Origin of the sequence: Mycobacterium sp. (assembly GCF_036488105.1) — a bacterium.
GTDB lineage: Bacteria > Actinomycetota > Actinomycetes > Mycobacteriales > Mycobacteriaceae > Mycobacterium.
Genome location: NZ_DASXHW010000242.1, coordinates 1 through 12,579 on the forward strand (window position 1 = coordinate 1; position 12,579 = coordinate 12,579).

Consider the following 12,579-nt stretch of genomic DNA (forward strand, 5'->3'; position numbering starts at 1 on the left):
CAGGACAACCGGCCGCTCTGCTCGACAGGCGCTTCCGCCGCGTCGCCTTCGCCTTCTACTTCTTCGAGGTCGAGCAGGTCTGCCTCGTCAGCCGCTTCGGCCTCATCGGCGAGGTCGTCGCGCTCGGCGAAGTCGTCGAGCGACGACTCGTCGGCGACTGGATCAGTGTCATCGGACATCGCGGAGTCCTCCTGCGCTGCTAATGCGATTCGGCTGCTCACGGTACGAACTCCACATTCGACACCTTGGCGCTATCCCCTGTTTTGTCAACGGTGAGGCGCATCCGCCATCTGCGTGGCTCCTGGTCTGCCGGGGCCGCGGCCATGGACGTCTTCACCGCCACTGCGACAAGCACTTTGGCTTGGTCCTTCGTATACGAGAGCAGACCTGCTTCGGAGATGGTGCCCTCCGATTTGGACTGGACTTTCTTGACGACTTCGACGAATGGTCGGGAGCGGTTCTGGAATTCGTCATGAAAGGCGCCGGTGGCCGAATCCAGAACCCGCTTGATGTCGGCATCGACCTCGGTGTAGTCGATCGTGGTGAGGTTGATCGCGGTCTGCCGCGCGACTTGCACGTAGAGGTTGCGCTGCGCCTGCACCTGATTGTCTTGGTGGACGCGGAATCCCAGCCAGCCTCCCAGCCCGAGTAGGGCCACGATGATGGCGATCCCGACCGCGATCGGCCTGGGAATACTCGAAACCCATTTCGGCACGCGCTTTTTGGTGTCATTGCCGGCGTCCTCCTCGGCGTCGATATCCTCGGCGTCGAGCTCAGGGGCTGCTACGGATTCGGTTTCTTCGGCGGCACCATCATGCTCTGCCATGTCTTACCTTTCGAAGTAAAGGCCAGGTCGGACTCGCTGTAGGCACGGCCGTCCGGGCCCACGTAATTTCCGGTCGCCGGGTCGTAGGGAATGGCGATTGGCGGCTTCACCACCGGTTCAGCGGGTGGATGCCAGTGCTCGCCCGGCGAATACGGTGGCCCGCCCTTCGGGTACTGCGGCACACTCTGGCTGCTCAACGTCGCGTTCGGATCGCCCTTCCAGAACAGGCCGTCGTTCAGCGGGACGTACTGCTCGTCGCTTTCGCACATCTCGACGGTCGGTGCGCGCTTGCCCGGCCTGGTCTCGCAAGGAACGTTACGAACGCCGCGGACGTTCATGTCGGAGTTCTGCGGGATACGGCAGTACAACTCGCCGTTGGTGCGGTCGGGATAGTCCTCGCGGACAGGGATTCGCTGCTGCTGCACCGGTAGGAACCCGGCGTTGCATGGTGGCGGCGAGTTCAGGTTCAAGTTGAAATCGAGATAGATACCTTTGTAGTCCATCTTGGCAACCCGGTCCGGCACGATGATCGACGACATCACCGCGGTCCCCTGCGGAAACATAACCAAAAGCTGCTCGAGGTCGTTTCGGTAGGACAGGGCAATTTTGCCCAGACTGACCAGGTTCGCCAGCAGCACCGGCAACGTGGGAGCCAACCTGTCGAACAGCGCGGTGCCTTCGTCGAGCGCCGGACCGGCGGTGTTGAGCAGGTCCGCAAACCTGTCATCTTGTACCTTTACCTGACTGGTGATCGCGTTCACCCGCCGCGCCCACGTCGCGATCGAATCCGACGTTCGCACTTGCGAACTGGCCACCGGAGGGAACTCGTCGATCAGACGGGAGAACGAGTCGCTGGTCTTGCCCGCGTCGATCGCCAACGCGGTGCCACCATCGACGAGCCGGGACAGTTCCGGCCCCAGACCCGCTACAGCTTTCGACGCTTCATCGACGACGGTGTGCAGGTTGTCCTGCGGGATCGCCGCGAGTGCCTTATTGGTTGTGTCCAGCAGGGATCCGATGTCGACAGGGATCTGTGTCTTGCCGACCGCGATCACATCGCCGTCGCGCAATTTCGGGCCGGTGTCAGTGGCGCTACCGGAATGCGGTGTGAGTTCCAGGAACTGCTCACCGATGGCCGAGCGGCTGTGCACCGCGGCCGTCACGTCGGAAGGAATCGCGATGTCGGATTTCAGCGAAAGAACGGCGCGAACCCCGTTCTGGGTCACGTCGACCGACTTGACGCTGCCGACTTCGCTGCCGCGATAGTTCACCACCGAGGTCTGGTACAAGCCTCCCGAAGCCGGCAGATCGACGGCCACGGTATAGCGGCCAACGCCAAGTAGCGCAGGCACTTTGACGAAGCCGAATGCCATCACGGCGACAGAAAGCACGGTGACCGATGCAAGGATCGTCAATTGTGTCCATATCCGGCGGGACAGCCGCAGTGATCTCGAACGCGACATGCTAGTAACCCCCCCAGTGGTACGCCGCGATCAACGGATTTACCGCGGTGTATGGGCTGGGCATCTGGCCGATGGTGCGGCCCCACTGCATCTCGAGTTCGGTCAGATTTCCCTCCCATTTCGACCCGGTGAAGAAGCCGCTGTCCAGACGGCTCAGAGTCAGGTCGACGATAAGCGAGATGTTGGCGAAGTCACCCCGAAACCAATTGGGGACAGTGCTTTTCACCCACGGCAGCGTCGAAAGGAAGTCTAGACCTCTGGTCAGCGCGGGCCCGGCGTTAGCCAGCTCCCGTAGCGCCGGCGCGAGATTGCGGAAGTTGTCGACGAGCGATTTCTTGCTCTGTTGGATCGTCGAGGCAGCGACAGCACTGAACTGGCCCACCTTGTCGATCGCATCGACCAACGTCTTCCGCGTGTCTGACAAGACCCCCAGCGCCTGCGGGATCGTCGTGAGCGCCTTATCAACCACCGGGTCTTTGTCCGCCACCTGGCCGACCAGCGAGTTGAGACTGTCGATCGCTGTGATGATGTCGTCGGTCTGCTTTTTCGTCTCGGTGACGAAGATGTCCAGTTGAGTCAGCAGGCTGCGCATCTCTTTTTCGCGCCCGGTCAGCGCCGTCGCGAAAGTCCGGGTGATCTCTTGAAGGTGACCCAGTCCGCCGCCGTTGAGCAGAATCGCCACCGACGCCAGGGTCTGCTCGGTGGTCGGATAAGTGCCTGCTCTGGACAGCGGAATGACTGAGCCGTTTTTGAGCTGTCCTTGCGGTGCCTCGTCTTTCGGCGGCGCCAACTCGATGTGCATGGAACCCAACAGGCTGGTTTGGCCGACCTTGGCGGTGCTGTTCGCCGGCAGGTGAATATCGCCATTGATCCGCATGGTCACCAGGGCATGCCAGTCCTGCACCTCGATCTTGGTGACGTTGCCGACGTTCACGTCGGCGACGCGTACCCGGGTATTCGGCTGAATGACGACGACGTCAGGTAGTTGAGCCTGAATGGTGTACGCACCGTCGCCCTTACCCTGGGTTCCCGGCAACGGTAGCGAGTTGAGGCCCCGCCATCCTCCACAACTCGTCAGCAAGGACAAGCACGAGATGGCAAGTGCCGCAGATAGGATGCGCCTCACGGTGTACCTCCGGGCGGCGCCGGTGCGGCCGCCGGCACCATCAAGGCCGGCAGTCCCCCGCGGGGGTCGGTCGAATGGACGGCGACCGGCGCCGGCGGTACGGCACCGCCGGGCAGTGCTTGAGTCGACGTCGGCGGGGGGCCGTTGTCCGCGGGCGGCCGCCCACCCGGTGCTCCCGGCGGCGGTATGTGCGGGTTGAGCTTGTCCTCACTGTAGGTGAGCTCGTTGGGACGTGCCGATGCACCCACGAATGGGTTGAGACCGATCGGCAGGTAGTTGTACTGGCGGTTTTTGATGATCGGAGACAGATACTGCTCGCACAGCTTCGCCGACCGTTTCGCCCCGATACGGCCGTCGGACTCGATTGAACCGCAAATGGATTGGACCGTGTCGGCAAAGTTCGACAGGGCCAGAATCCCGGTCACCGCGCTCTGCGCCGGTTGATAGATGTTGAGGAAGTTCTGGAACACGTTCGGCGCGACGTGCAGGGTCTGTGTGATGTCACGGCGGCTGTCGTTCAACGCCGTGGTGATTTCGTTGAGGTGGTCGAAGGTCGTACCGATGGCCTCGCGGTTATCGGCGACGAAGGGACGCAGGTCGTTGACGGCGCCGTCCAATCCCGCAATGGCCTGGCCCCACTCGTTGGGGGTATTGGTCATCACCGTGGTGATGTTGGCCAGGTTCTTGTTGAACGACGCCAGCAGCTCACTGCTCGAGGTCAGCGCGGAGACGAACGTCTGCAGGTTTCGCAGCGTGCTGAATATGTCCGTGCTGTGGTCGCCGAGCGCTGAAACCGCCTGCGAGAGCTTGATGATGGTGTCGCGCGCGGTGTCACCCTCCCCGCGCAGGTTCGCGGCCGAGGTGTTGACGAATTGCCCCAGCGCGCTGCTCCCGCCTTCGGTCGTGGGTTGCAGGGACTCGGTCAGCTTCTCCAACTGCTTACGCAAGTCGTCCCACTCGACGGGGACAGCGGTCCGCTCCTCCGGAATGGTCGCGCCGTCAGCCAGTTTCGGGCCGCCGGAGTAGACCGGGACAAGCTGGATCGCGCGCGAAGTGACCAGTGACGGCGACAAGATCGCCGCGCGGACATCGGCGGGAACCGGATATTCCGACTCGACGGTGAACGTGACCTTCGCCGCGTTGGGCTGCGGCTCGATCTTCTCGATTGTTCCGACCGCGACGCCGAGAATGCGGACCTCATCACCGGTGTAGACACCGTTGGTGTTCGGAAAGTACGCGACGTATGTGTTGCGGGTGACCTGCTTCCACCACGGCGTGACCATCATGCTGATCCCGACCGCCAGAATCAGCACCAGGCTGATCGCCGTACCGATCTTCGTCAGGCGCCGATGGTTCTCGATCCACGCCACGCTGTTCTCAACCCGATTACGAAGTCTCGCAAGGACATTCGCGAATGTCATCAGCGACCCCCGTTCGCAGGCACTTCGTTGGGCGCCGGCTGGTACACCGGCGTTTGCTTGGGCGGCGGCTGGAGATCCGCCGGTGGGCCGGGTGGTGGCCCACCCGGCGGCGGCGCGGGTGACGGCGGCCGGTACGGGTAGCAGCCGGGCCCGGGTAACGGGATCCCGGCGGGACCGCAGGAGTGCTGGTCCGGGTTGCCGGTGATCGCATCCGGGATCGACCGTCGCGGCTCGCCGCCCTGTCCGGTTCGCGGGTAGGGCAACGGCAGCAGCGGTAGGCCAGGCTGGCCGTTGCCCGGATCGACAAGTTGTGACGGCAGCAGCACATTGGGGTCAAGCCCCAGATCGGAGAACGCCGCGTCGGTGAACGGCTGCACAAATTGTCCCAGCGTCAGGTTCGGTAGCGATGCTTTGAAGAATGGTCCCGACCCCAGCACTTCACCGAACGACATCGCGTATTTCGGGATGAGGTACAAGGTGCGCTGCAGTTCCTTTTTGCGGTCGTCCAAGATCGACAGCACAGAGTTGAGCTTGTCCAGGGCCGGCTTGAGCTGCGTCCGGTTGTCACCGATGACTGCAGATATCTGCCGCGTCGCGGCCCCGACGTTGGTCATCAGCGCGTCGACCGCGTTGCGTTGCGTCAGAAGCTCGGCCAGCAAGGCATTCGCATTGATGACCAGGTTGGCGATCTGGTCGCTGCGCTTGCCCAGCACGCCGGTGACCTTGTTCGCATTGGCCAGCAGGCTGCGCAGTTTCGCGTCACGGTTGTCCAGCGTGCTGGAGAACTGCGCGACTCCCTCCAGGGCGGCCTTCAAATCAGGTGGGGTGTCTTTGAAGGTATTCGCCAACGTCGTCAGCGCCGAAGAAAGCTTTGCGGTGTCCAATGCGCTGATGGTGCTGGTTAAATCGCCCAGGGCGTCCGGTAGGTCGTAAGGCGCGCGAGTGCGCTCGACCGGGATCGGGCCTTGCAGCGTGCCGTCTCCACGCGGAGTTATCTCCAGCATCTTCGTGCCGAGCACGGTCTCGGTCTTGATCGATGCTTCGGTGCGGTTGCCCAGTGCGACGTCGTCATCGACGGTGAATTTGACCAGCACTTTGGTCCCGTCCAGTTTGACGCTGGACACCCTGCCGACAGACAGTCCCGACACCCGCACGTCACTATCCGGCTTGATCCCGCCCGCCTCCGTGAAATACGCGGAATAGCCGGACTTTCCGGTGAGGAACGGGATTTTTTCGTAGGAGAAGACAGCGCCCACCAAGGCAACGACGATGGCGATGCCGACCAAGCCGACCGTGGTCCGGTTACGCTCGGCGAGCGGCTTGATGTTGGGCCGCTTGAACTTGTCTTTGAAGCTACTTGTGATCGAGGTCATTTTTTCGGCAAGCACCGCCCGGTTACCTGGCTCACCAGCTTGACGAACGTGGGCTGCCCGTTCCGGCCGTTGAGCTTGATGATCACATCGCAGATGTAGAAGCCGAAGTAGTCGCCGTAGAGACCCTGGCGGGACAGCGTTTGATAAACGTCGGGAAGCGTTCTGACGAGGTCGTCGACGTAGTTGTGGTCGGACTCGATCTGCCCCGAGACGCGATCCGTTTGCACTATCACGTCTTTGATCGGTTGTCGCGCCTGCGTCAGCAGGTCGGCCACCGATCCTGTCGCGGCATTGATGTAAGCGACGTCCTTGGTGATATCTGTTCTGCGCTCAGACAGTGCCCCGACCAGTAGAGAGAGCTTGTCCAGGCCGTCTGAGAACTGTTTGTCGCGGGTGCCGAAGGTGTGCAGCACGACGTTCAGGTTGTTGACCACATCGCCGATCAGCTTGTCGCGGTTGGCCAACGTCGTGGTCAGCGCCGACGTCTCGCCGAGCACCGACGAAATGGTTGCGCCCTCACCCTGGAACACCCTCAGCAGTTGACCGGACAGAGCATTCACCTGGTCGGGATCCAACGCGCGGAACAGTGGGCGGAAACCACCGATGAGCGCATCGACGTCGAGGGCAGGAGAGGTACGGGCCAACGGGATAGTGGCGTTCTCCGGCAATCTCCTGGGCGGACCGGGCCCGTCCTCGAGCGCGAGATATCGATCACCGATGAGGTTTTCGTAGCGCACTGACGCTTTGGTGCCTTCGGTGAGCCTCAGTCCCTTGTCGACGGCGAAGTTGACGTGGACAGTGCCGTCTTTTTCCAGCTTGAGGGCACTGACTTTTCCCACTTCGACACCGGCAATACGGACGAAGTTCCCACCTTTGAGCCCCGAGACATTGGAGAACACCGCGCTGTAGGAAGTGCGGGTGTCAAACCGGAACTGCCCGAAAACTGTCACCAGAATGAAGACGAAAGCAAGAGAGACAACAGTGAACGCCACCACACGCGCGATGGCGCCGTTGTTGGTTCTCATTGCTATGCCTTACTTTTCGCGGTCAGGGTGCTGGCGGTGCGGGCGGGATCGGCGGCGTCGCAGCCCCCGCATAGTCAGGTGCACCGTACGGCGGTTGTCCGGGATAGGCGGGCTCCAGGCCCGGCGCCGGACCGCCAGGGTAACGGATGAGCGGCGGTTGGGGCGTTCCCTTGGTGACCGGGAAGTAGTTGACATAGCCGGGGAAACCGATGCCGGAGTTAGGCCGGATGTCCAGGCCGGTGCCGAATCCGGTGTCGGTCACCAGATACTTCACCGGGAAGTTCGCGCTGGCGTCGGGCAGCGAACCACAACTCGGCCTGCCGCCTGGACCACCCTTGGCCTGCACGAGGGGCAAGTTGTCGGGATAGCGGTACGGGTCGTCGCCGAAGAGCAGCCCACCGTCGATCATGAGGGATTTGCCGTTGCCCCCCATGTAGGCCCTGCCGCCGTTCTCCAGGTACCACACCGCGCCCTCGAAGGTGCACTTGTAGGTCGGTGAGTATTTGTTCAGCAGTTCGAAAGTTGGCGCCACCAGGTTGATCGAGTTGACCAGGTTCTGCTCGTTCCGGCCGATCGTGTTGATCCCGGCATTCGAGAAGCCGATCGCGTCCAGCAGCAGTTCGTTGAGCGCCTTTTTGTTCTTGGTGATCGTTACGCTCGTTGTCGAGAACGAGTCAAGCGTTGACAAAAGGTCCTGCGTCGCAACCGAATAGGCTGCGGTGGTCTTGCCGAAGAGCTGCCAGTCCTTGCGGATGGTGGCTTGTTTGGGGTTCACGGCAACAAGAAATTGGTTGCCTCCGCTGATCGCCTCGCCTATGCGCTCGCCCTTGCCACGGAACGCGTCCGCCAGCGCCGACAGCACACCGTTCAGCTTCGCCGGATCGATCGCACGAACTATCGACTGCAAGTTCTCGAAGACGGTGTTGACCTCGACGGTCGTATTGCGGCTGTGCAACACAGCGCCTTTGGCCAGTTGATGATGACTGGTGCCCTCCGCGGGAACGATGAGGTCGACATACTTGGCCCCGAACGCGGTGCTGGATTTAATCTCCGCCTCGACGTTGCTCGGCAGGTAGCGGAATTCGTCCGGATAGATTTTCAGCTTCAGCTTCGAAAGATTCGTGCCGGCCGAATCTGCGTAGGACTCGACGTGCGCCACCTCACCGATCTGCACACCGCGCAACTTCACCTTGGCGTCGTCTTCCATCACCAAACCGGCCCGGTCAGAAATGACGGTGAGCGGAACGGTCGTCCGCAGCGTTCCCTCGAACGCCATTGCGGTCACCGTGCTGATCGCGACGATCACCAGAATGAGTACCGGTGCCCACCAAATTGGATCAATTCCCCGGCGCCGCCGAGTCTCTTGGCTCATCTCATCACCCCGACAAGTGGAAATTGCCGGACTGCCCGTATACCGACAGCGTGATGGTCAGCAGAATGAAAACTCCGGCGGTGATCGAGGTGCGCACCGCGCGACCGACCGCCTCGCCCACGCCTGCCGGTCCGCCGGTGGCGTGGTAGCCGTAATACGTGTGAATGGCCATCACCGCGGCCGCCATCGATAGCGCCTCGATGAACGACCAAAGCAGGTCGGTGGGGTGCAGAAACGATGAGAAGTAGTGGTCGTACACACCGCGGGACTGGCCGTAGATGATCGTCGTGCCAAATCGTGTCGCCAGAAACGACATCAGCACAGCGACGGTGTAAATCGGGATGACCGCCAGCACCCCCGCCACGATGCGGGTGGATGCCAGGTAGGTGATTGGCCGGATGGCCATCGACTCCAACGCGTCGATCTCCTCGTTGATGCGCATGGCCCCGAGTTGCGCGGTGGCACCGGCACCGATGGTGGCAGCCAGGGCCACACCCGCCGTCGCCGGCGCGATGAACCGGACGTTGAGGAAGGCGCCCAAAAACCCTGTGAGAGCCTCGATCCCGACGTTGGACAGCGTGTTGTAGCCCTGCACGGCGATCAGCGCGCCGGTGGTCAGGGTCAAAAACCCGATGATGACCACAGTGCCGCCGATGACGGCCAGCGCCCCGGTGCCCATGCCCAGAACAGCAACCAACCGCAGCACCTCACCTGGATAACGGCGAACCGCGTCGACGGTTGACACCAGCGCACTGCCGATGAACGCCGTTTGCTCCCCCAAGCTGCGCACCGAGTCGACGAGCCGACTCACGATCTCGGTGCCGGGTATGTATCTCTCGTCTTCGGCGGTACTCATGGAGATACCTTCACGCCGAAAGCGGTGGCCAGAATGTTGATCAAGAACAGAGCCATGAAGGCAAACACCACGGTCTCGTTGACCGCGTTGCCCACTGAGATCGGGCCGCCGCCGACGGATAGGCCCTTGTAGCACGCGATCAGACCCGCCGAAAGCCCGAAAAGCAGTGCTTTGACCAGGGACACGATCACCTGCGGAAGGCCGGTCAGCAGTGTCATCCCAAAGATGAACGCCCCCGGTGTGACGTGTTGGACGTACACCACGAAGAAGTAGCTGCCGGTAAGGCCTACCACCGCGACCGCCGAATACAGCAGCAGCGCAACGAATGTCGCGGCGATCACCCGCGGCACCACCAGCGCCTGGATGGGGTTGACGCCGATGACCTTCATCGCGTCGATCTCCTCGCGGATGGTGCGGGCGCCCAGATCCGCGCACATCGCCGTGGAGCCCGCACCGGAGACCACGATCGCCGTGACCACCGGCCCTACCTGGGTGACCGAAGCCAGGGCCGCACCGGCACCGGACAAGTCACCGGCGCCGACCTCGATCAGCACGATGTTCAGTGTGAAAACGATGAGAACGGTGTAGGGGATCGACAGCACCAGGGTCGGCACGATCGACACCCTCGCGACGAACCAGATCTGATCGATCAGTTCGCGCAGCGCGAAAGGCCGGCGAAAGGCGGCGGCGAATGTCTCGCCCGCCATGACAACGAAGTCGCCGATGCCGGTAGCGGGTTTGGACCAATCAATCCCCGATACCGTCGGCCCGAGAGTTCTTTGCGGCAACGGCCTATCCGCTCCGCCGAGAGCCGCGTGCGTGTGACGACGACCACGACTTTATCGCTGGACGAGTTTGCTCAAAGGACTCATACCAGGCCGCCGGACGGTAGCTCCGGCACGTTGGATTCATGACCCTTACCAGGCGCAACCCGCAATGCGTTGTCGAGAATCCGGCGACGGCGGCGGCCTTCATCGAGTTTGCTCGTTCTGCCGGCTCGTGATGCACGTCATCGCGCTCCTCTGACTACGGGGAAGGCTTGGGGTCACCCGGCTTTCTGCGGGTATGGACGCGTGCAGGCGCGCGACATCGATGCCGCTGCCCGCCTGCACACACAGACCACGTCGAGAAATTACGGGTTTTGGCCGCTGAGCGTGAGGTTTCGGATCAACCAGAAGAAATGTGGCCCAAAAGACGATTGGAGCCCAAAACACGCCACTGACCTGGGCAGATAGCTGAGATTTCAGCCGCTGCCCAGGCCCGGCGCAGACTCAGCCGACTCCTCCGCCGCCTTCGGCGATACGCCGCACCGCATTGAGGAAGACGTCGATCTCCTCGTGGGTGTTGTAGAAGGCGAACGACGGGCGCACCGTCGCCTCCAACCCCAGCCGCCGCAGGGCCGGTTGCGCACAGTGGTGACCCGCACGCACCGCGATTCCTTCGGCGTTCAGCGCCTTACCCACCTCGAGCGGCTCGTGACCGGCTAGCACGAACGACAGCACGCTGGCTTTCTCCTCGGCGGTGCCCACCAGGCGCACTCCGGGAATGTCGGCCAGTCGCGGTGTCGCGTACTCGAGCAACGAATGCTCGTAGGCCGCGATACGCTCGATACCTAGCCGCTGCACGTATCGCAATGCCTCGGCAAGGCCGACGGCGTCGGCGATGTTGCCGGTACCGGCCTCGAACTTCGTCGGCGGCCCTTGATACAGCGAACGTTCCGTCGTGACGTCGGCGATCATGTGGCCGCCGCCCTGCCACGGCGGCGTCTCGGTCAGCGCTTCCTCGGTGCCATAAAGCACGCCAATCCCGGTGGGGCCATAGATTTTGTGTCCGGAGAACACGAAGAAATCCGCGCCGAGTTCAGCAACGTCGACCGGCATGTGCTGGATCGACTGAGCGCCGTCGATCAGCACCCGCGCACCGTAGCGATGACCCAGCTCGACGATTTTCTCGACTGGAACCACCGTGCCCAGCGCATTGGAAACCTGGCTTGCCGCAACAAGTTTCGTACGCGGACCCAACAGCTGCTCGAACTCGTTCAGCAGCAGGTTGCCCGCATCATCGATCGGCGCCCACTTCAGGATCGCTCCCGTTTTCTGTGAGATCAGTTGCCAGGGAACGATATTGGCGTGGTGCTCCAGGTGGGTGATGACGATCTCGTCGCCGGGTTGCAGGTGCTTGCCGCCCCACGCGTGCGCCACCAGGTTGATCGCCTCGGTGGTGCCGCGGACGAACACGATGTTCTCCGCCGATGGCGCCCCGATGAACTCGGCAACGGTGTCGCGAGCCTCCTCGTAGGCGTCGGTGGCCCGCGCCGCCAACTCGTGCGCGGCACGGTGGATGTTGGAGTTCTCGTGCGAGTAGAACGTCACCAGCCGGTCGATCACCACCTGCGGCTTCTGCGTGGTGGCTGCGTTGTCGAACCAGATCAGCGGCTTTCCGTTGATGACCTCTTTGAGGATCGGGAAGTCCGCCCGCACCGCGTTGACGTCGAACACCTCGTGCTCGTCGGGCAACAGCGGCACCGGGTCGTTGGCGGTCAGGAAGTGATAGTTGCCCTCATCGCCGGCCGGTGCGTTCGGCGGGGCGGGCACCCTGTCGGTCCACCCCAGCTCAGGAACCGACGGTGCACCCGCAGGCCACGACGGCGCTGAACCGCGGGGAGCAACCGGAACCGTCGGCACACCTGAGGCCAGCACTCCCGGCAACGTCGGGACGATGCCTTCGGTGGGCACCGCATATGCGCTGAGGTCAGCCGGCACGAACGGATCCGCGATGCCCCCGGCCGTCGCCGCAGTGGACGGTCCGGCCGTCGTATTCGGCATGTTGCCCCGCGGGGCCACCGGAACCGCCTGCGGTGGTGGCTCCGGTTCCGGGGACGTCGGGGCGGGAAGGTAGACGTCGGACACGCCGAGCAACGGAACCGGCACCGGGTACTGATCCGCGGAGCCAGCCGCCGTGTGACCTGTCGAGGCGGCCGCCGTTGTGTCGGGCGCGTTGCCTCGCGGGGCAACCGGCGCCGACTGCGGCGGACTGTCGAAACCGGGCCGGATGCTGGCCGCGTAGAGCTGGCTGGCCAGCGCCGAGAGTTCCGCAGAGCTGAGAGGCAAGTCGCTT

General features: G+C 62.9%; 10 protein-coding genes. All 10 read right to left on the bottom strand.

Annotation, left to right across the window (positions count from 1 at the left end; translation table 11 throughout):
* Positions 1-217: 217 nt before the first annotated feature.
* Positions 218-826 carry an Mce protein gene (locus VGH54_RS12645; protein ID WP_331512343.1) on the bottom strand — a complete coding sequence of 203 codons (609 nt, stop codon included), beginning with the start codon at positions 824-826 and terminating at the stop codon, positions 218-220.
* Positions 784-2,289 (bottom strand): MlaD family protein, encoded by a 1,506-nt coding sequence (locus VGH54_RS12650; protein WP_331512344.1) that lies wholly within the window; start codon positions 2,287-2,289, stop codon positions 784-786. Before VGH54_RS12650 ends, VGH54_RS12645 begins: the two co-directional genes overlap by 43 nt.
* 1 nt (position 2,290) lies before the next feature.
* Complete coding sequence (locus VGH54_RS12655; RefSeq protein WP_331512345.1) at positions 2,291-3,415, bottom strand: MCE family protein; 1,125 nt, start codon at positions 3,413-3,415, stop codon at positions 2,291-2,293.
* Positions 3,412-4,776 (bottom strand): virulence factor Mce family protein, encoded by a 1,365-nt coding sequence (locus VGH54_RS12660; RefSeq protein WP_331512350.1) that lies wholly within the window; start codon positions 4,774-4,776, stop codon positions 3,412-3,414. Before VGH54_RS12660 ends, VGH54_RS12655 begins: the two co-directional genes overlap by 4 nt.
* A gap of 59 nt (positions 4,777-4,835) precedes the next feature.
* A complete protein-coding gene (locus tag VGH54_RS12665) occupies positions 4,836-6,209 on the bottom strand; it encodes an MCE family protein (RefSeq protein ID WP_331512346.1) in 1,374 nt (457 codons plus the stop codon).
* On the bottom strand, positions 6,206-7,234 hold the full coding sequence (locus tag VGH54_RS12670) for an MCE family protein (RefSeq protein ID WP_331512347.1): 1,029 nt from the start codon (positions 7,232-7,234) through the stop codon (positions 6,206-6,208). Before VGH54_RS12670 ends, VGH54_RS12665 begins: the two co-directional genes overlap by 4 nt.
* A 22-nt stretch (positions 7,235-7,256) precedes the next feature.
* Positions 7,257-8,606 carry an MCE family protein gene (locus VGH54_RS12675; protein WP_331512348.1) on the bottom strand — a complete coding sequence of 450 codons (1,350 nt, stop codon included), beginning with the start codon at positions 8,604-8,606 and terminating at the stop codon, positions 7,257-7,259.
* A 4-nt stretch (positions 8,607-8,610) separates the two neighbouring features.
* A complete protein-coding gene (locus VGH54_RS12680) occupies positions 8,611-9,462 on the bottom strand; it encodes an ABC transporter permease (RefSeq protein ID WP_331512349.1) in 852 nt (283 codons plus the stop codon).
* A complete protein-coding gene (locus VGH54_RS12685) occupies positions 9,459-10,169 on the bottom strand; it encodes an ABC transporter permease (protein WP_331512351.1) in 711 nt (236 codons plus the stop codon). Before VGH54_RS12685 ends, VGH54_RS12680 begins: the two co-directional genes overlap by 4 nt.
* 564 nt (positions 10,170-10,733) lie before the next feature.
* Positions 10,734-12,572, bottom strand: a complete 1,839-nt coding sequence (locus VGH54_RS12690) for a family 2A encapsulin nanocompartment cargo protein cysteine desulfurase (RefSeq protein WP_331512352.1) — start codon at positions 12,570-12,572, stop codon at positions 10,734-10,736.
* Positions 12,573-12,579 lie beyond the last annotated feature (7 nt).